The sequence below is a fragment of the Chlamydia pneumoniae TW-183 genome, assembly GCF_000007205.1.
GTDB classification, from domain to species: Bacteria; Chlamydiota; Chlamydiia; order Chlamydiales; family Chlamydiaceae; genus Chlamydia; species Chlamydia pneumoniae.
Genome location: NC_005043.1, coordinates 696995 through 715808, shown reverse-complemented (window position 1 = coordinate 715808; position 18814 = coordinate 696995). Strand labels below are relative to the sequence as shown.

Below are 18814 nucleotides of genomic sequence, written 5' to 3'. Positions count from 1 at the left end.
AATGCAACACGCTAGAAAAAAATTTAGAGTTGGTCGTACTTCCTCGCATAATCGCTGTATGTTAGCTAACATGTTAAAGTCTCTAATTCATTATGAAAGAATTGAGACTACTTTGCCTAAAGCTAAAGAACTACGCCGACATGCTGATAAAATGATTACCTTAGCTAAAAAAAACTCCTTAGCAGCACGACGTATAGCTATTGGACGGCTTATGGTCAGATACAATAAATTAACAAGCAAAGAAGCTCGACAAGCTAAAGGTGGAGACACCTCTGTATATAATGTCGATCGTTTGGTTGTGAATAAGTTATTCGATGAGTTGGGGAATCGTTTTGTAGAAAGAAAAGGTGGTTACACACGTATTCTAAAACTGCAAAATAGAATTGGTGATAATGCTCAAAAGTGTATTATAGAGTTTTTAGCTAGCTAAAGCTAATCAATTTCCAATTTATTGAACTCTGAGGGTAAGCGATGAAAGTTGTAATTAATGGTTTCGGGCGAATTGGTCGTTTAGTTTTAAGACAAATCTTAAAGAGAAACTCTTCAGTAGAAGTCCTCGCCATTAATGATCTTGTTCCTGGGGATGCGCTTACCTATCTATTTAAATTCGACTCTACACATGGACGTTTTCCTGAGGATGTACGTTGTGAAGCGGACCACCTCATCGTTGGGAAGAGAAAAATTCAATTTTTATCTGAACGCAATGTTCAAAATCTTCCTTGGAAAGATTTAGGGGTTGATCTCGTTATTGAATGTACAGGATTGTTCACAAAAAAAGAAGATGCTGAGAAGCATATTCAAGCTGGAGCGAAACGAGTCTTAATCTCTGCTCCTGGAAAAGGTGATATTCCTACTTTCGTTATGGGAGTGAACCATAAGACTTTCAATCCAGAAAAAGACTTTGTTATATCGAATGCTTCTTGCACTACGAATTGTTTAGCTCCTATTGCTAAAGTTTTACTAGATAATTTCGGAATTACAGAAGGTTTGATGACAACAGTTCATGCTGCTACTGCTACTCAACTAGTTGTTGACGGACCTTCTAAGAAAGATTGGAGAGGAGGTCGTGGATGTTTACAAAATATTATTCCCGCCTCAACCGGAGCTGCAAAAGCTGTAACTCTATGTCTTCCCGAGTTAAAGGGAAAATTAACAGGAATGGCTTTTCGGGTTCCTATCGAAGACGTGTCTGTAGTTGACTTGACCGTCAGGTTAGATAAGTCTACGACATACGATGACATTTGCAAAGCTATGAAACAGGCTTCAGAAACTGATTTAAAAGGCATTTTAGATTATACAGATGAGCAGGTAGTTTCTTCAGATTTTATAGGATCTGAGTACTCCTCGATATTCGATGCTCTAGCTGGTATCGCTTTGAATGATCGGTTCTTCAAGTTAGTTGCGTGGTATGATAACGAAACAGGATATGCCACGCGTATAGTAGACTTATTAGAGTATGTAGAAAAAAACTCTAAATAAAAGGTTATAATTACGTGTATTTTACAAGAGACCCCATCATAGAAACTGTAATTACCTCTCGAGAGGGGTATAAGTTGTCGGTAAGGAATACAAAGCATTTTTCACAAGATCCTTTTATGGTTGAAGCTATAGAAGTGATCTCTTTAGGAAATATTTGTTTTTTCCGTAACTGTGATCATAGTAAACCTTTTTTAGTCCCTGCCGGAGACTATGAGGTTATGGAAGTCCGTGATACTAAAATCAATTTGAAAGCTGTCGGTTTAGATCGTGGAGTGAAAATTGCTGGTGGTAGAGAAGCTCTAATCAAGTTGACCAAATCGACTCCGCTTCCTGTGATTGATGAGAAGCCTCTAGCTGATAGCCCAGAGGAAGGAACCGAGCCTACATCTCCTAGTAAAAAGGAAAAGAAAGAGGCAAGGAAAGATTCCTTTAAAGGGGAGAAGTGGAAGGAAAAGAAAAAGCTCAGCCGTCGTAGAAATCATAAAGAGATTGCTGAAGTAACTGGAGCATCTCAAGAAATCTTGGATACTGTTAAGGAAGAGCTTTGGGAAGAATCTCAAGAAAATGAGATTGTTGAACAGAAGAAGTTTTCTTTACTTCCACCCCCAGCAAAGTTGATCTCCGAAGTTATCTCTCAAACTGTTGTAGATCCAGTAGTTACTTCTGCGGATCTTAACGAGTCGTTACAAGCTTTGGTTCGTGAGAGCAGCGATCTCATCAATGCTTTGCTATCGGCAGATGATGCTATACATTTTCCTGAGACAGAAGAGGAACCTACCTCAGCTTCTTTTGAAGAGTCTTCTGCAATGTTCTTCCCCGAAACATCTTCTGCTACAGAAGAAGAATAGCTATTTTTAAAGGTATGGTTTAAGTTCACTTTAACTTAAGGCATACCTTTCCCTTTTTTGAAAAATCATTGATCTAGAAAAAAAACTGTGATAAGATGTTCTTTAGTTTTCTATCCTTATGGAAAAAGATCATCTTTAAAGAACACGCCTTTTAATTGAAGGCTTCTCTGAACAGACTGTCTTTTCGTGCTCAGATGGTGGAATGGTAGACACTAGGGACTTAAAATCCCTTGGGCGTAGGCCCGTGCAAGTTCGAGTCTTGTTCTGAGCAATTTTCTAAGTTTTTTAATCTGTAGAGTTATCCAAATAAGTTGCCTGTCTTTTTAAAAGTCACTTATGACGAATTAGGACAAGAACTCAGTCGTATGCTATACGATGAATGATTAGGTTAATTTTAGAGGTACTCTGTGCGGCTCTTATCTATACTTAAGCTGCATCTCTTCTCGCTACGATCTTCCAGTTCATTATCCCCTCACTATTATCATTCATGCTCCCGTTCCATGCTTCATTTGCTTTGTCGCTGGAAAGATGCTGATATTATGGAATGGCAGCAGATTTGCAATATTCTTTCAGGAGTCTGTAGCAGAATGAGTGGAAAGTTGGTTTCTTTGCAGAAGGAAACCCAAGACTCTTGTCATCAGGAGCATGAACGTATTCACTTACAGTATCGGGAACAGCTATCTGCTTTGGAAGAAGAATATCGCCGTCGTGAAGAAGCTAAAAATCAAGATTTAGAAAAGTTACAACAAGAAAATACCTGGTTGCAAAATCGCCTTGCTGAGAAATTACAACAAATTCGACACCAAAGTGATATTATCGACGAGATAAAAAAAGAACTGCTTCAAAGTGTACAGCGAACAGAAATTAGTGAAGGGCGTCGTTTATGCTATGAGCATAAAATTAAACAGCTGGAAGAACAACTACAGCGTTATGTTTCGCAACACGGAGCCCCCTCTATAGAGATAGAAGAAGACAAATCTTCAGCCGCATATGCAGAGATCAACCGTTTGAAGAAAAGTCTTATAGATTTGCAACAAGAAAAAGATATTTATATAAAAACATATCATTCAGAGATTGCTAAGTTAAGAGAAAAATTACAGCGACAAGAAGGAGCTCAAACTAGCTCTGAGGTTTGTTCTATTGAGAAGTTAACAGAGGTGCAAACCGATCTAGCTGAAAAAAAGAAAGCCATAGCCTTACTCCAAGATATTGTTGAGGATCAATATTGTCAGCTTCGAGATCTACATAAAGAGAAAGGTATGGCTATGCCTTCAAATACAAAGTTAGATCATTTGAAAGGACTTTTAGGCAAAGAACCTGAGAGTGAAGTAGACGTAGTATTCTCAGAATCTAAATCTTTAGGGAGTTAAGATTCCTACGTAGTAAACAGGACTGTTTTAAATAGCAGGAAATTTTTTTCTAGAAACCGAGAATTCACTACTTGAGAAGTGATTATCTAGGTTAGGATCATCTTTTAAAGACAATAAGTTCAAAGTATTTCAGGAATCGATTGTGTCAGAACTGATTATAGGTGTGGATCCAGGAACGATAGTCGCAGGATATGCCATCATTGCAGTGGAACAGCGCTATCAATTACGTCCTTATAGTTATGGTGCCATTCGTTTATCTTCCGACATGCCACTGCCTATGCGCTATAAGACTTTGTTTGAGCAACTCTCAGGAGTATTAGATGATACGCAACCTAATGCTATGGTCCTAGAAACGCAATTTGTAAATAAGAATCCTCAAAGTACTATGAAATTAGCTATGGCACGAGGAATCGTTTTATTGGCTGCAGCTCAGCGTGATATCCTCATTTTTGAATATGCCCCAAATGTTGCTAAGAAAGCAGTAGTCGGTAAGGGTCATGCAAGTAAAAGACAGGTCCAGGTGATGGTAAGCAAGATTCTAAATGTTCCCGAAGTTTTGCACCCTTCGAATGAAGATATTGCTGATGCCTTTGCACTTGCTATATGTCATACTCATGTAGCGCGTAGCCCTCTTTGTGGAGTGAGATAAGATGTACGACTATATTCGTGGAACACTGACCTATGTGCATACTGGTGCAATTGTTATAGAATGCCAAGGTATTGGCTACCATATTGCTATTACAGAACGTTGGGCAATAGAATGCATCAGGGCTTTACATCAAGACTTTCTCGTCTTCACTCATGTGATATTCCGTGAAACGGAACACTTGCTCTATGGGTTTCATTCTCGAGAAGAGCGAGAGTGTTTCCGTATTTTAATTTCTTTTTCTGGAATAGGACCTAAGCTAGCCCTCGCGATTCTTAATGCGCTACCTTTAAAGGTACTATGTTCTGTAGTCCGATCTGAAGATATTCGTGCTTTAGCTTCCGTATCGGGAATTGGGAAAAAAACTGCTGAAAAACTCATGGTTGAGCTTAAACAAAAATTACCAGATTTACTTCCTCTAGACTCGAGAGTGGAGACCAGCCAAACACATACCACCTCTTCTTGCTTGGAGGAAGGCATTCAGGCTTTAGCAGCTTTGGGTTATTCAAAAATTGCTGCTGAACGTATGATTGCCGAAGCAATCAAAGATCTCCCTGAGGGATCTTCTTTAACAGATATCCTTCCTATCGCTCTGAAAAAGAATTTTTCAGGAGTGAACAAGGACTAGACTTTCCTAAAGATCATGCTATACTCCTCCTAAAATAAAACGATTTTATTTAAAGGAGATATGTATACACCATGGAACAAACGCTATCCATTATTAAACCAGATTCTGTTAGCAAAGCCCATATCGGAGAGATCTTATCTATTTTTGAACAATCTGGATTACGTATAGCTGCTATGAAAATGATGCACCTATCCCAAACTGAAGCCGAAGGGTTTTATTTTGTGCATAGAGAGCGTCCTTTTTTCCAAGAACTTGTTGATTTTATGGTCTCAGGCCCTGTTGTAGTTTTAGTATTGGAAGGGGCAAATGCCGTTTCCCGAAATCGTGAACTTATGGGAGCTACAAATCCTGCAGAAGCTGCTTCAGGAACCATTCGAGCTAAGTTTGGGGAATCTATAGGCGTGAATGCTGTTCATGGATCTGATACTTTAGAAAATGCTGCTGTCGAAATCGCTTACTTCTTCAGTAAGATAGAAGTTGTTAACGCTTCGAAACCTCTCGTTTAGTTTAGTACTGTAGTTGCTTTACGATGAGGTTGAGCAAGAATTTCTTCTAGCTCATTATCAAGAAATTCTTCCCAGGTAAACAACAAACTACCAGATGCCTTGATCCTTTCCAAGAAGTCATCGCGAGAGGGGAACCAAGGACGTAACGTAGTCAAAAATTCTTCGTGAGAGCGTTGATTACGGTAGGTAGGTTGTTGTTGAGGAATTGGCAGGTAGTAGGACAACTTATCTAGGTCGATATCCCACAGAAATGTCGTGTGATGTACCCAGCGATGTCTTTGAATATATTGTGCATTACCTCCTATTTTCTTATGACCAAGAACATAGTCGTTTTCTCGAATAGAAAAGGTATTAGGAAGTAGTGGACTATAGATGCCATAAGTCCATGCTAATAATTCCTGAGGTTGGGCAGAAGCTTCTGAACTGTTCATAATCCAAGATACCATCAGGGTATTGGAATCTATGAATACCGTCCCCCCTCCACTATAGCGGCGTATGATAGGAATATGGTCTGCTTGTGCTCTAGAAATATGAACGTCTTGATTCAAGTTTCGAGAAATTCCTAAAACTATAGAGTCTTTGGCACCTGAATTTATAATGCAAAAATTTTGATTCGCGACTCTTAGTAAAGCCTCTTCAATTTGCAGTTGGTGAAGAATAGAGTGTCCCCGTAAATCTAGGAAAATACAGTTAGTGGTGGGCATGTTTTTTTAAAGCTATCATCAAAACTTGAATGTCAGCAGAAGCTATGCCCGATATTCTCGATGCAGAACCAAGAGTTCGAGGTGTAAATTTCGCTAATTTCTCTTGAGCTTCTAAGCTTAAGGCTGTTATCTGCTTATAATCTAAGTCTTCTGGAATTAGTAAACTCTCGGCTTTTTCTAAACTCTGAATCAGAATTTTCTGGCGATCTATATATCCAGAATATTTGATTTCCATTTCTAAGGAGGCATTGAGAACCGCTCCTAAATCACGGATATCATTTGGGAATGCTTCTCTAAGCATGTCATAAGAAACTTCAGGACGAGATAGTGCTTTTGCTAAAGAGACTACAGACTGGCCGTACTGCCTAAATGTCTTTTGGAGGCGAACCTTTTCTTCTTCTAATAGCTGGTTTTGCTTTTTGACAAGTTCGTAACGTTCCTCTGAGAGTAACCCTAATTCATAACCATAGTGCGATAGTCGAGCACACGCATTATCTTGTCTTAATAAGAGCCGGTGTTCTGCTCTTCCTGTAAACATGCGGTAAGGTTCATCCAAAATCTGTGTGGTGAGATCGTCTAGCATGACGCCGATGTAAGATTCTTGGCGTGAAGGAATAAAAGGAGGCCTGTTGAAAACCTTGTTCACAGCGTTAATGCCGGCAATTAACCCTTGGGCTGCGGCTTCTTCATAACCTGTGGTGCCATTAATCTGCCCACATAAGAAGAGCCCTTCAATAAGTTTACTCTCCAGTGTGGGGTGGATCACATTGCCGTGAATATAATCATATTCTATAGCATAAGCTGGTCGAGTGATAATTGCATTTTCTAACCCCAGTACAGAACGGATCATATCGTATTGTACATCAAAAGGCATAGAAGTAGATAACCCATTAGCATAGATCTCTTGGGTATGCAGCCCTTCTGGCTCTAGAAAGACGTGGTGACGTTCTTTGTCCGAGAACTTTACAATTTTATCTTCTATAGAAGGACAATAGCGAGGACCTACCCCTTCAATGCAGCCCCCATAAAGTGCCGAACGATGTAAGTTTGCTGAAATGATTGCCTTAGTTTTTTCCATGGTGTGGGTAATGAAACAAGAAAGTTGTGGTAAAGGAGGCTGAAAAGGCTCGGTTCTGTGTACAAAACCCACACCTAAATCTCCAGGTTGCTCTTCCATGCAGGAAAAATTTATAGAAGAGGCTAGTAAACGGGGAGGGGTCCCAGTTTTCAATCTGCTTATAGGAAAACCACGTTTTTTAAGATCTTCCGATAAACCTTGTGATGAAGGGTCGCCTAAACGTCCTCCAGAGAAATTACGGTCCCCAATATGAATTAGGCCGCGCATAAAAGTTCCCGAAGAAAGAACTACAGTCTTTCCTGAGAACATCCAGCCTTCTTTAGTAGTGACTCCAGAAATCACACCTTCTTTATCTAATAGAGACTCTACAGTGGCCTGCATAATATGAAGGCCCGGAGTATTCTCCAAAAGACGTTTCATATGAATATGATAAAGTTGCTTATCTACTTGAGCTCGTGGTGCTCGGACAGCAGGTCCCTTGGTTTGGTTCAGAATGCGAAATTGTATGCCAGATTGATCTGTCACTTCCGCCATAATACCACCAAGGGCATCGATCTCTCGAACAATGTGCCCTTTGCCGATACCACCGACAGCAGGATTGCAACTCAACTTGGCAATAGTATCCAAATTGGAGGTGAGCATAAGAACGGAGACACCCATCTTTGCAGAGCAATATGCTGCCTCACAACCTGCATGTCCAGCTCCCACTACAATCACATCATAAGCAATTGGGTGAGTCCACATAAGTTACTAAAAACTACTTGTTTTTATGACGATCTCTACGACGTCTTTTTTTACGCTTGTGCTTGGCGATCTTGAGTCTTCGTTTCTTCTTAACAGATGACATAATATCTTTATGGTTAACGTATCGATTTGACATCCCCTTCGTCATAAGTGACGAAGATTCTTCATATTCAAACCGAAGTTTGAATTTTTCCGGCGGAACTCTGGTTCAATAGGATGCAGACGCTATTTCTTTGCAAATATGGTGCTATCCTCAGCCGACCAAACAACTATACTGATTCTTGGGTTTTAAGACAAATCGGATTGTCCAATCTACTTGACTCTGATTCGCATTGCGAATCAACTAGCTGATACATTCAAAAGCCGAATAATTGCGAAAACGTGCGAGTTCTTTTTCAAAAACTAGAGGGACAGAACCTATAGAACCATGACGGTTTTTTGCTATAATAAGTTCTGCAGTGCCAGGCTTATCATTGGGATCATAATATTCTCTACGAAGTAAGAACATCACTAAATCCGAATCTTGCTCAATACTTCCACTTTCCCGAAGATCACTCATCATCGGACGATGATTTGCCCGATCCTCAACTTTTCGAGAAAGCTGTGAAAGACAAAGAATCGGAATGTTTAACTCACGGGCAAGAGTCTTCAACATTCGGGAAATCTCTGAAATTTCTGTTTGACGACTTTCTGTAGCACGCAAAGTCCCTGAGCCGGAAAGTAATTGTAAATAATCAATAATGAGAAATTGAATATCATAGCTTTCCTTCATTCTACGAGCCCGAGCTCGTAGATCAGAAACTTTTAACCCTGGCTGATCATCAATGAGCAAAGTGTGTTCCTGCATTTCATTGATTACCGAAACAATTCTTTGAAAGTCATGACCGGAAAGGTCGCCTATAGAGATTTTTTTAGAGTCAACTTCGGATCGAGAGCAAATCATACGATGAATCAGCTGATCCACTGTCATCTCTAAAGAAAAAATTCCAATGGGGAGGCGGTTTTGAAAACAAAGATTCTCTGCAATATTCAAAGCGAGTGCTGTTTTCCCCATGGCAGGGCGGGCAGCTAAGATCATCAAATTTGAAGGAGAAAATCCGTGAATCAGCTGGTCTAAATCAATAAAGTGTGTGGGAATGCCAGTGAAGAAAGACTTATTGTCTCCTTGAGCATTCTGTAAAAATAATTCTTGTCTCTCTTGTAATTGTACAAGGTAGGGCTTATCTGTAGTTGTTGTTAACCCGCGTAATTTGTCAGCAACTAAAGTGTACTGACTTACCGATGTTGATTGGCTGATTTTAAAAAAAGAATTCTGAGCTTCATCTAAGGCTTCGGCAACATTTTTCGGCTGCTCTAAAGCTCTTTTTTCGATTTCTTTTGCTGTAGAAATCATCTTCCTTAGAATCGACTTCGATCGGATGATGTCTACGTATTCTTCAAGATAGGCTGCGGTACCTGCAAATTCGGCTAAAGTAATTAGATACGAAGGGCCCCCAATTACAGTAATCTGGTTGTGCCGTTTGAGTTCTTCTCCAGCTAAGTGAACATCGATAGGTTTATCTTGCTTGAAGGCATCTTGGAGGACTCGAAAAATAATTTTATGTTCAAGGTAATAAAAATCTTCTTCGTAGAGTTGGTTGGCTGCAAGATTTAGATAATGTACCCCTGTCAGCATGCAACCTAAAACTATCATTTCCGATTCTTTCGAATGAGGAGGAGAGGGGAGAGGTACACCAGTAGATTTGTCCATTAGAAGCGAACTTTCGTAATTCGTGAGGGTTTAGGATACTTCTAGATAGGTTATGTTATCTAGCATATATCCCTCAAGTGCTAGTTGCTCAGAGAGATTTTCGAGGAACTGCTCAGAACCTTTTATTGCAAGTTTCCAAATCTATAGGGAGTTCAGAGGTGAATTTTAAGAGATTGCCTTCCTTTTTTCTTGTCAGGTTTGCACAAGTTGACATTTTTCATTTTGATAGTTAACCTATCCTAACAATAACAGTGAGATCAAAATTCATTGTTAGGCTGTGATGAATAAATAAGGAAAGATGACTGAGTGGTCGAAAGTACGTCCCTGCTAAGGACGCGTACCCCTAAAGGGTACCGAGGGTTCGAATCCCTCTCTTTCCGAATAACCTCTACCTTGGCTAACGCAAGCTAGTTGTAGTTCGCACCCTTTTTCGTATTCTTTTTAAAGAAAGCCTAATATATGTCAATGTAGAGCCGAACAGTTGCAAGATGAGAAACCGTTTGAGCGAACTCTATGCTTGTTTGTAGATTTAGCATGCTCTATAATGGGGCCGAATTATAAGGTTCCTAAAAGGATCGTACTAGTTAGCCAAAATTATGAGACAATTTTGCAACCTACTTTCTCTATCACGTTTGTGGCTAGCGCTATACTTCTGCCAAGAAAAATTGCATATCCGCTTACTTGCTATTGTTGGAGCTATGCTAAGCGATGTCTTAGATGGCTATCTTGCTCGACGCTATAAAGCGACAAGTCGTCTCGGTTCAATCCTAGACCCTATTACAGATAAAGTCTTTGTGTTCGTTTGTATCACGGTCCTCTATATGGAAGGATCCTTATCAATAGCACACCTCTTTTTCATTTGCGCTCGAGACTTATTCCTTATTATCTTTGTCTGCTACCTTTCTTTAGTTAAAGGTTGGAAAGGCTATGATTATGGCTCTTTATTTTGGGGCAAGATCTTTACAGTAGTTCAATTTATTATTTTACTAGGGGTCACGGCAGGGGGTGAAATTCCTTGGACCGGACTAGTCCCCCTCGTGGCTCTCGGTTTTCTATATTTCCTCGAGAGAATTATGGATTATAAAAAACAGTTTCTCCGCTAACCCGGAAAGAAAAAGTATTGTGAGCAAGGATTATAAGTTTATCCACGAACCGCTTGAACTTTACGGCGCGTTGCAGTAAAATGGAGTCTCTTTTTATCGTGATCGTTAATTTATGCCTTGCCGTTTGCTAAGTAACCAGTATTATAGGAGCTATAAGCATGCGATGTCTTCTGGGTGTAAACTAAATGTCTATAAGTCTTTATACGCCATAAAGTTGGGAAGGAGTTTATGCAGTCATCAGAAGTGAAACCCTTTTCAAGGCTGCGGGCATATCTTTGTCCTATTTATAAATCAGAATTTTCTAAGTTTGTTCCACTATTTCTACTAGCGTTTTTCGTTGGCTTTAACTACTGCCTGCTGAAAAACATGAAAGATACTCTGGTCATTGTCGGTTCAGATGCTGGGGCAGAAGTGATTCCCTTCCTTAAGGTTTGGGGAATTGTCCCGGGAGCTGTTATTGTTACTATGGTCTATGGGTGGTTAGGCAGTCGGTATCCTCGGGATACCGTTTTTTATTGCTTCATGGCCGCATTCCTTGGTTTTTTCTTCCTGTTTGCTGTGATCATTTATCCTGTAGGGGATAGCCTGCATCTCAACTCTCTCGCTGATAAATTACAAGAGCTCCTTCCTCAAGGACTTCGTGGTTTTATTGTGATGGTCCGTTACTGGAGTTACAGTATTTATTACGTAATGTCAGAGCTGTGGAGTTCGGTTGTTCTTTCGATGTTGTTCTGGGGACTAGCCAATCAGATTACTACAATTACTGAAGCGGGCCGTTTTTACGCTCTTATCAATACAGGATTAAATCTCTCCTCAATATGCGCAGGAGAAATCTCCTATTGGATGGGGAAACAAACATTTGTTGCCTACTCCTTTGCATGTGATTCCTGGCACTCTGTAATGCTCAACTTGACCATGCTGATCACTTGTTCTGGTTTAATTATGATCTGGCTATATAGGCGGATTCATCATTTGACTATTGATACTTCGATCCCTCCATCTAGACGTGTCTTGGCAGAAGAGGGAGCAGCTACTGCTAATCTAAAGGAAAAGAAAAAACCTAAAGCCAAAGCTAGAAACCTTTTCTTACACCTCATTCAGTCTCGTTATTTATTAGGGCTCGCTATTATTGTCCTATCCTATAATTTGGTGATCCATCTATTCGAAGTCGTTTGGAAGGATCAAGTTAGCCAGATTTACAGTTCTCACGTAGAATTCAATGGGTATATGAGTAGAATCACTACCCTCATTGGCGTCGTTTCTGTATTAGCAGCTGTACTCCTTACCGGACAGTGTATCCGTAAATGGGGATGGACTGTCGGTGCTTTAGTCACTCCATTGGTAATGTTAGTTTCAGGACTGCTCTTTTTCGGAACTATTTTTGCTGCAAAAAGAGACATCTCTATTTTTGGGGGAGTTCTTGGAATGACACCTCTGGCTCTAGCTGCCTGGACTGGAGGGATGCAAAATGTCCTATCCCGGGGGACGAAATTTACGTTCTTTGATCAAACCAAGGAAATGGCCTTTATCCCACTTTCTCCAGAGGATAAAAATCATGGGAAAGCCGCGATTGATGGTGTCGTTTCAAGGATAGGAAAGTCTGGAGGCTCTTTAATTTACCAAGGGCTGCTTGTTATTTTCTCTTCTGTTGCAGCAAGTTTAAACGTCATCGCCCTAGTTCTTCTCATTATTATGGTCGTTTGGATTGCGGTTGTTGCCTATATCGGTAAAGAATACTACTCTAGAGCTGCTGATGCTGTAGCAACCTTGAAACAACCTAAAGAACCTTCCTCTTCAATCGTACGTGAAGCCCAGGAATCTGTAGAACAAGAAGAAATGGCTGTTCTGTAGGTTGATAGAAAAACTCTGTGTTATTCTCGGTGAGCATGAGAATTTTATAATTTTCATCTTTAAGCTTTTCTGCTCATCCCTTATTTTATCCATTTTAGAATTTACTAGAATTTATAGGTCGTTATGAAAACGTTGTGGCACTTCGTATCCAAAGCCTTTTTATCGATAGTAGGACTGTGTTGCGGAGTTGTTCTTGCTTTTGTCGTTATATTCGCACTCATAGCTTCCTCTTTAGGAAATGGGGATGCTACCTTCGTTAGCTTGCCTGACGCCCAAGGAGAAGTAAAAGATCTAGGGAAAACAGCCCCCATTATTGCTGTTATCGAAATGAAAGATGTAATTGCTTCTTCAAAAAATACGGCCAAAACGATTCAGAATATTTTAGAAGGATTTGAGAAAGCTCCTCTTAAAGATCGTGTCAAAGGTATTGTCATTGATATGGATTGCCCAGGAGGCGAGGTCTTTGAAATAGATAGAATTTACTCTATGCTTCGCTTTTGGAAAGAACGTAAGGGATTCCCTATTTATATTTATGTGAATGGTCTTTGTGCTTCGGGAGGCTATTATGTATCCTGCGCTGCAACTAAAATTTATGCCACCTCCTCCTCTCTTATCGGTTCTATCGGAGTGCGTTCTGGACCATTCTTCAATGTAAAAGAAGGTTTAAATCGCTACGGAGTTGAAAGTGATCTGCTGACAGCTGGAAAAGATAAGGCTCCAATGAATCCTTATACACCGTGGACTTCTCATGATAGAGAAGAACGGCAAGCGACTCTTGATTTTCTCTACGGACAATTTGTTGATATAGTTACACAAAACCGTCCTCTGCTTACTAAAGAGAAGTTAGTTCACACTCTCGGAGCACGTATTTTTTCTCCAGAGAAGGCCAAACAAGAAGGCTATATTGATGTTGTAGGCGCAACTAAAGAACAAGTCCTTCAAGACATAGTTGCTGTTTGTAAGATTGAAGATAACTATAGAGTGATTGGCTCTGGTGGTGATGGTTGGTGGAAGCGGGTGGCTTCAGCTGCAGCTTCAAGTCCATTAGTTACTGGCATGATTAAACACGATATTCTGCCTTTATCCCATGACGCTGCATACATACCTCCCTACTTGGCACTGTAGAGAGACCTAGAAGGGAATATGCAATGAAGAAACTGTTTGTATTAGATGCCTCAGGATTTATTTTTCGTGCCTACTTTGCTTTGCCAGAAATGAAAAATCATCAAGGACAAGCAACACAAGCAGTTTTTGGATTTATTCGTTCTTTAAATAAACTTATCAAAGAATTCTCTCCAGAATACATGATCTCCGTCTTTGACGGTCCTAATAATAAACAAAGCCGTCAGGCGATTTATGCTGATTACAAAAGTAATCGACAGAAAAAATTCGAAGACATCCCTCCACAAATAGCTCTAGTTAAAGAGTACTGCTCTTTAATAGGCCTAGCTTACTTAGAAAAAGAGTCGGTAGAAGCTGACGATGTGATTGCAAGTATTGCTAAGAAGGCTAGAGAAGAGAATTATAAAGTTTACGTATGCACCGCGGATAAAGATCTGTTGCAGCTTGTAAACGATCATGTTGTAGCTTGGAATCCTTGGGCAGATCAAGGTGTTGTAGGGATCTCTGAGGTGATAGAACGTTATGGGATTCCTCCAGGGAATATCCCTGATTATCTAGCGTTAGTTGGAGACTCTTCTGATAACATTCCAGGGCTCCCAGGTTGTGGGCCTAAAAAAGCTGCAGCACTTCTTAAACAATTTGGAAGTGTTGAGGGACTTTTAGAAAATTTAGACGCCGTGAAGGGATTAAGTCAAACTATGCTGAGTGAACGGCAGGAGACTTTAAAGCTTAGTAAACGGCTTGCCCTCTTGGATTCTAATATCCCTATCCCAGTACCAATAGAGTCCCTTACCTTTCCACAACACCCTGTGGATGAAGAGAAACTCATACACTTTTATATACAACAAGGATTTAAAACTCTTGTGCCGTCCAAGCAAACAGAGGCTGCGACAGTCGATGTTCAGATAATCAAAGATGCGGAAAGCCTCACCAACATTTTAAACCTTGTGCAAGGGGGGGACATTGCCTTTGCTGTAGCATATACAGGAAACCATCTTCTCTCTTTGAAGCTTGAAGGTTTAGCTTTGACACAGGGATCAGGGGTATTTTTTATTGCCTTAGAAGAGGAAGGCACGAAGATACTCCCTATATTAAAAGATTTCTTTTTAAGAGAAGATCTTACTTTCTATGGTTATAATCTAAAACGCGATTGCCACGCTCTTCTAAATGCAGGAATTGTAATTCGAGAAATTTCTTATGACCTAGCTTTAGCTGAGCACTTGACAAATGGGGGAGGAAAAATCTCCTTTCAATCTCTTTTAGTAAATCACGGATTTACAGAAACTGCTCACCGGTTTGCTAAGGAATGGGGAAATTCAGGATTGCCTATAGGTCGTCTACCAGAACAACCTGAGCAATATTTTGGTGAATTTGTTGCCTACCTTCCCATAATAAAAGACGCTATTTTAGAAGAAATCAACCGTAAGAATCTCAACCATATCTTAAGTGATATTGAAATGCCCTTGGAGAAGGTTCTTTTCTCTATGGAAAGAGCTGGAGTGCCTTTAGATGTTGAGGAGTTGGCTATTTTAGAAGCCCTCTTTGAAACAGAATTAGCCGTACTGACAGAGGAAATCTATGATCTTTCTGGAGGGCCATTCAATATAAAATCACCAAAACAGTTATCAGATATTTTATATAACGAATTAGGTCTTCGCCCTATAGATAAGGCAAAATCTACACGTGCAGAGGTGTTAGAGGCTTTACGTAGTGAGCACCCAATTATCGAAAAACTTTTAGCTTTCCGGACGATTGAAAAATTATTATCCACATATGTAAAAGCATTACCGAAACAAGTAGATTCCCATACACAGAGAATACACCCCTCTTTTGATCAGACAGGAGCTGTGACAGGAAGATTAGCTTGTCGAGATCCTAATTTACAAAATATTCCTATAAGATCGGAACGAGGAATCTTACTTAGGAAGGCTTTTCGTTTATCTGAGAAAAATAGTTATTTTTTATCTGCCGATTATTCTCAAATTGAGTTAAGATTTTTAGCACATTTAAGCCAAGATAAGTCATTAAAATTTGCTTTTGAGTCAGGAGAAGATATTCATGCTTTTACTGCATCACAAGTGTTTCATGTGCCTTTAGAACAGGTTTCAAAAGAACAAAGAATGCAGGCAAAGACAGTAAATTTTGGTATCGTGTATGGACAACAGGCTTTTGGTTTGGCAAAAGTTTTAAAAATTTCTATTGGCGAAGCTCAAGAGTTAATTCAAGCATATTTCTCTCGTTATCCCGAAATTGCTCATTTTGTTGAAGAAACTATACAACAAGCAGCTAAAGATTTACGGGTGACCACGATGTTAGGTCGAGAAAGAATTATCGATAGTTGGAATGAATTTCCTGGCTCAAGAGCAGCTTCAGGACGTTTTGCTGTAAATACTCGCATTCAGGGAAGTGCTGCTGAATTGATAAAACTTGCAATGCTGGATATTTCACAAGCAATAAAGCAACAGCAAATGAAGAGTCGTATGTTATTACAAATACATGACGAATTATTATTTGAGGTTCCTGAAGAAGAAATAGAAGAGATGCAAAGACTAGTGAGAGAGAAGATGGAATCAGCTATGACTTTATCCGTTCCTATAGTTGTGAATATCTTAATTGGAAAAAATTGGGCAGAATGTTAAAATTATTAAAAGTTTCCATTACAGGGGATCTCTCTTCTGGGAAGACTGAAGCTTGCCAAGTTTTTCAGGAATTGGGAGCCTATGTAGTTAGTGCTGATGAAATTTCGCATAGTTTCCTTATCCCTCATACACGCATAGGTCGTCGTGTTATAGATCTTTTAGGATCGGATGTTGTAGTTGATGGGGCGTTTGATGCGCAAGCCATAGCAGCCAAAGTTTTTTACAATTCCGTTCTATTACAAGGTCTGGAAGCCATTCTACATCCAGAAGTTTGTCGAATTATTGAGGAACAATATCATCAAAGTATTCAAGATGGGAACTATCCGTTATTTGTCGCAGAAGTGCCTTTATTATACGAAATACACTATGCTAAGTGGTTTGATTCAGTGATCCTTGTTATGGCAAACGAAGATATTCGACGCGAGAGATTCATGAAGAAAACAGGGCGTTCCTCTGAAGACTTTGATCAAAGGTGTTCGCGTTTTCTAAATGTCGAAGAAAAGTTAGCACAAGCAGATGTTGTTGTTGAAAACAACGGAACTAAAAAAGAATTACATCAAAAAATTGAAGAATATTTTTACGCTTTAAAGGGAGCATTATGAAAGAAGAGCGTTCTTCAGAAATCTTGCCTAGGGTGAAGGAAACGAAAAAACATGCTTACGTTTCTATGCAGGAAAAATCTTGTGTAGGGGAGTGTGCTGTAGTTGCCAGTGAGTCTGAAGAGGCCGAGTCTGTCACAGTTACAAAAATTGCTAAACTGCAAAGAATGGGAATTGAAGAGCTGAATATATTAGCTCGCCAATACGGTGTGAAAAATATAGGATCTCTAACAAAGTCTCAGGTCGTCTTTGAGATTGTTAAAGCCAAGTCAGAGCGCCCAGATGAATTGCTGATAGGTGAAGGCGTGTTAGAAGTCCTTCCAGACGGATTTGGATTTCTGAGATCCCCAACCTATAATTACCTACCTTCTGCTGAAGATATTTATGTTTCTCCAGCTCAGATTCGTAGATTTGATCTCAAAAAAGGTGATACGATTATCGGTACGATACGCTCACCTAAAGAGAAAGAAAAGTACTTTGCTCTATTGAAAGTAGATAAGATCAACGGATCTACTCCAGATAAAGCTAAAGAACGTGTACTTTTTGAAAACCTGACCCCCCTCTACCCTAATCAAAGAATCGTGATGGAAATGGGGAAAGATCATTTGGCTGAGAGAGTCTTAGATCTTACCGCCCCCATTGGAAAAGGACAGCGGGGATTGATTGTAGCCCCACCAAGATCTGGGAAAACTGTCATTCTCCAAAGCATAGCACACGCGATTGCTGTGAATAATCCTGATATTGTTCTTATTGTCTTGTTAATTGACGAAAGACCCGAAGAAGTTACCGATATGATTCGGCAAGTTCGTGGAGAAGTTGTTGCCTCGACATTTGACGAACAACCAGAAAGGCATATTCAGGTCGCTGAGATGGTTATAGAGAAAGCTCGTCGTTTAGTGGAACATGGAAATGATGTGGTCATTCTACTCGATTCCATAACACGATTAGCACGTGCCTATAATACAGTTCAGCCGCATTCTGGAAAAATTCTTACCGGGGGTGTCGATGCTAGTGCATTGCACAAACCTAAGCGTTTCTTCGGTGCTGCAAGAAATATTGAAGGCGGGGGATCGCTCACAATTCTTGCAACCGCTTTAATTGATACTGGTTCCAGAATGGACGAAGTGATTTTTGAAGAATTCAAAGGCACTGGAAATATGGAACTCGTCTTGGATCGACGTCTGTCAGATCGAAGAACCTACCCCGCTATTGATTTAATTAAGAGTGGAACTAGAAAAGAAGAACTCCTCTATCATCCTAGTGAATTAGAAAGGGTCTACCTTTTCCGTCAGGCCATAGCAGATCTTACTACTATAGACGCCATGCATCTCTTGCTAGGAAGGTTGAAGAAAACCAATAGTAACGCAGAATTCTTGTTGTCACTCAAAGAATAGTCTTGCTTAATCTTTGTTATGCTTTTAGGTAGGACGTCACTCAGTAGATTGTGTTGGCGTGCTTCCTATGAGTACTTCTGGGAAAATAATTAAAGGTATCTCTCTATATATAGATTTATAATTACACGGGACTGCTTTATAAAGTAGTTCTTGAGTATAGTGGTAATTTAGATTCAAATTATCGATATACAAAGGGTTTGTAGCCTCACTATAAGTTCCCACGAATTGAGTTCCTTGAAACGTTGCAAGAACTAGAGGAGGCTCCAAATATAAGGGAAAGCCTTTGGGAAGAGAAATTCCAAGAAACAGGCGTATTAGCATGTTTTCCCTTATAAGTGAGTTTTTTGTATTTT

At 39.9% G+C, this 18814-nt stretch carries 18 protein-coding genes and 2 tRNA genes; 15 read left to right on the top strand and 5 right to left on the bottom strand.

The features are described 5' to 3' along the window. Position 1 precedes the first annotated feature (1 nt). The 8 genes from rplQ to ndk all read left to right on the top strand — a co-directional run bounded on the left by rplQ (position 2) and on the right by ndk (position 5477). Positions 2–430, top strand: a complete 429-nt coding sequence (rplQ, locus tag CPB_RS03200; RefSeq protein WP_010883263.1) for a 50S ribosomal protein L17 — start codon at positions 2–4, stop codon at positions 428–430. Positions 431–471: 41 nt separating this feature from the next. Next, positions 472–1479 (top strand): type I glyceraldehyde-3-phosphate dehydrogenase, encoded by a 1008-nt coding sequence (gene gap, locus CPB_RS03195; protein WP_010883262.1) that lies wholly within the window; start codon positions 472–474, stop codon positions 1477–1479. Between the two features lie 14 nt (positions 1480–1493). Continuing rightward, a complete protein-coding gene (grgA, locus tag CPB_RS03190) occupies positions 1494–2327 on the top strand; it encodes a GrgA family transcription factor (protein ID WP_011126198.1) in 834 nt (277 codons plus the stop codon). A gap of 188 nt (positions 2328–2515) precedes the next feature. After that, positions 2516–2598: transfer RNA gene (locus tag CPB_RS03185), tRNA-Leu, on the top strand. Positions 2599–2827: 229 nt separating this feature from the next. Beyond that, a complete protein-coding gene (locus tag CPB_RS03180; protein WP_226989977.1) occupies positions 2828–3697 on the top strand; it encodes a hypothetical protein in 870 nt (289 codons plus the stop codon). Positions 3698–3839: 142 nt separating this feature from the next. After that, positions 3840–4346 carry a crossover junction endodeoxyribonuclease RuvC gene (ruvC, locus tag CPB_RS03175; RefSeq protein WP_010883259.1) on the top strand — a complete coding sequence of 169 codons (507 nt, stop codon included), beginning with the start codon at positions 3840–3842 and terminating at the stop codon, positions 4344–4346. A 1-nt stretch (position 4347) separates the two neighbouring features. Continuing rightward, entirely contained in the window at positions 4348–4971 is a 624-nt protein-coding gene (gene ruvA / locus CPB_RS03170) for a Holliday junction branch migration protein RuvA (protein WP_010883258.1), read from the top strand. Positions 4972–5042: 71 nt separating this feature from the next. After that, positions 5043–5477, top strand: a complete 435-nt coding sequence (ndk, locus tag CPB_RS03165) for a nucleoside-diphosphate kinase (RefSeq protein WP_010883257.1) — start codon at positions 5043–5045, stop codon at positions 5475–5477. On the opposite strand, the gene CPB_RS03160 is transcribed toward ndk, so the two are convergent. The 4 genes from CPB_RS03160 to dnaB form a co-directional block, all read right to left on the bottom strand. Further along, positions 5474–6181 carry a lipoate--protein ligase family protein gene (locus CPB_RS03160; protein ID WP_010883256.1) on the bottom strand — a complete coding sequence of 236 codons (708 nt, stop codon included), beginning with the start codon at positions 6179–6181 and terminating at the stop codon, positions 5474–5476. The two genes, ndk and CPB_RS03160, sit on opposite strands and share 4 nt — an antisense overlap. Continuing rightward, the gene (gene mnmG / locus CPB_RS03155; protein WP_010883255.1) at positions 6168–8003 is read right to left on the bottom strand and encodes a tRNA uridine-5-carboxymethylaminomethyl(34) synthesis enzyme MnmG; all 1836 of its coding nucleotides are present in this window, start codon (positions 8001–8003) and stop codon (positions 6168–6170) included. The genes CPB_RS03160 and mnmG overlap by 14 nt, the downstream gene beginning before the upstream one ends. 13 nt (positions 8004–8016) lie before the next feature. Further along, positions 8017–8106, bottom strand: a complete 90-nt coding sequence (locus tag CPB_RS05865) for an AURKAIP1/COX24 domain-containing protein (protein WP_072054076.1) — start codon at positions 8104–8106, stop codon at positions 8017–8019. A gap of 240 nt (positions 8107–8346) precedes the next feature. Further along, complete coding sequence (gene dnaB / locus CPB_RS03150) at positions 8347–9753, bottom strand: replicative DNA helicase (RefSeq protein WP_010891973.1); 1407 nt, start codon at positions 9751–9753, stop codon at positions 8347–8349. A 292-nt stretch (positions 9754–10045) separates the two neighbouring features. Here dnaB and CPB_RS03145 point away from each other — a divergent pair. The 7 genes from CPB_RS03145 to rho all read left to right on the top strand — a co-directional run bounded on the left by CPB_RS03145 (position 10046) and on the right by rho (position 18461). Then, positions 10046–10133 (top strand) — tRNA-Ser (locus tag CPB_RS03145). Positions 10134–10349: 216 nt separating this feature from the next. Further along, positions 10350–10856: a CDP-alcohol phosphatidyltransferase family protein gene (locus CPB_RS03140; protein ID WP_010883253.1), complete on the top strand. Its 507-nt coding sequence runs from the start codon at positions 10350–10352 to the stop codon at positions 10854–10856. Between the two features lie 228 nt (positions 10857–11084). Then, positions 11085–12707, top strand: a complete 1623-nt coding sequence (gene npt2, locus CPB_RS03135) for an NTP/H+ exchange transporter Npt2 (protein ID WP_010883252.1) — start codon at positions 11085–11087, stop codon at positions 12705–12707. A 123-nt stretch (positions 12708–12830) separates the two neighbouring features. Then, positions 12831–13832 (top strand): S49 family peptidase, encoded by a 1002-nt coding sequence (locus CPB_RS03130; RefSeq protein WP_010883251.1) that lies wholly within the window; start codon positions 12831–12833, stop codon positions 13830–13832. A 23-nt stretch (positions 13833–13855) separates the two neighbouring features. After that, entirely contained in the window at positions 13856–16468 is a 2613-nt protein-coding gene (gene polA, locus CPB_RS03125) for a DNA polymerase I (RefSeq protein WP_011126194.1), read from the top strand. Continuing rightward, positions 16462–17070, top strand: coding sequence for a dephospho-CoA kinase (coaE, locus tag CPB_RS03120; protein ID WP_010883249.1), 609 nt, complete (start codon positions 16462–16464; stop codon positions 17068–17070). The genes polA and coaE overlap by 7 nt, the downstream gene beginning before the upstream one ends. A gap of 164 nt (positions 17071–17234) precedes the next feature. After that, entirely contained in the window at positions 17235–18461 is a 1227-nt protein-coding gene (gene rho, locus CPB_RS03115) for a transcription termination factor Rho (RefSeq protein ID WP_404987435.1), read from the top strand. Positions 18462–18497: 36 nt separating this feature from the next. Here the strand turns inward: rho and CPB_RS03110 are convergent, their stop codons facing one another. Next, entirely contained in the window at positions 18498–18782 is a 285-nt protein-coding gene (locus CPB_RS03110; protein WP_010883247.1) for a hypothetical protein, read from the bottom strand. Positions 18783–18814: the final 32 nt, after the last annotated feature.

What these genes read in the sequence shown, in the direction of transcription:
- rplQ (WP_010883263.1), top strand. Translation starts at nt 2, where the DNA reads ATGCAACACGCTAGAAAAAAATTTAGAGTTGGTCGTACTTCCTCGCAT.
- gap (WP_010883262.1), top strand. Translation starts at nt 472, where the DNA reads ATGAAAGTTGTAATTAATGGTTTCGGGCGAATTGGTCGTTTAGTTTTA.
- CPB_RS03180 (WP_226989977.1), top strand. Translation starts at nt 2,828, where the DNA reads ATGCTTCATTTGCTTTGTCGCTGGAAAGATGCTGATATTATGGAATGG.
- ruvA (WP_010883258.1), top strand. Translation starts at nt 4,348, where the DNA reads ATGTACGACTATATTCGTGGAACACTGACCTATGTGCATACTGGTGCA.
- ndk (WP_010883257.1), top strand. Translation starts at nt 5,043, where the DNA reads ATGGAACAAACGCTATCCATTATTAAACCAGATTCTGTTAGCAAAGCC.
- CPB_RS03160 (WP_010883256.1), bottom strand. Translation starts at nt 6,181, where the DNA reads ATGCCCACCACTAACTGTATTTTCCTAGATTTACGGGGACACTCTATT.
- mnmG (WP_010883255.1), bottom strand. Translation starts at nt 8,003, where the DNA reads ATGTGGACTCACCCAATTGCTTATGATGTGATTGTAGTGGGAGCTGGA.
- CPB_RS05865 (WP_072054076.1), bottom strand. Translation starts at nt 8,106, where the DNA reads ATGTCATCTGTTAAGAAGAAACGAAGACTCAAGATCGCCAAGCACAAG.
- dnaB (WP_010891973.1), bottom strand. Translation starts at nt 9,753, where the DNA reads ATGGACAAATCTACTGGTGTACCTCTCCCCTCTCCTCCTCATTCGAAA.
- CPB_RS03140 (WP_010883253.1), top strand. Translation starts at nt 10,350, where the DNA reads ATGAGACAATTTTGCAACCTACTTTCTCTATCACGTTTGTGGCTAGCG.
- npt2 (WP_010883252.1), top strand. Translation starts at nt 11,085, where the DNA reads ATGCAGTCATCAGAAGTGAAACCCTTTTCAAGGCTGCGGGCATATCTT.
- CPB_RS03130 (WP_010883251.1), top strand. Translation starts at nt 12,831, where the DNA reads ATGAAAACGTTGTGGCACTTCGTATCCAAAGCCTTTTTATCGATAGTA.
- polA (WP_011126194.1), top strand. Translation starts at nt 13,856, where the DNA reads ATGAAGAAACTGTTTGTATTAGATGCCTCAGGATTTATTTTTCGTGCC.
- coaE (WP_010883249.1), top strand. Translation starts at nt 16,462, where the DNA reads ATGTTAAAATTATTAAAAGTTTCCATTACAGGGGATCTCTCTTCTGGG.
- rho (WP_404987435.1), top strand. Translation starts at nt 17,235, where the DNA reads ATGGGAATTGAAGAGCTGAATATATTAGCTCGCCAATACGGTGTGAAA.
- CPB_RS03110 (WP_010883247.1), bottom strand. Translation starts at nt 18,782, where the DNA reads ATGCTAATACGCCTGTTTCTTGGAATTTCTCTTCCCAAAGGCTTTCCC.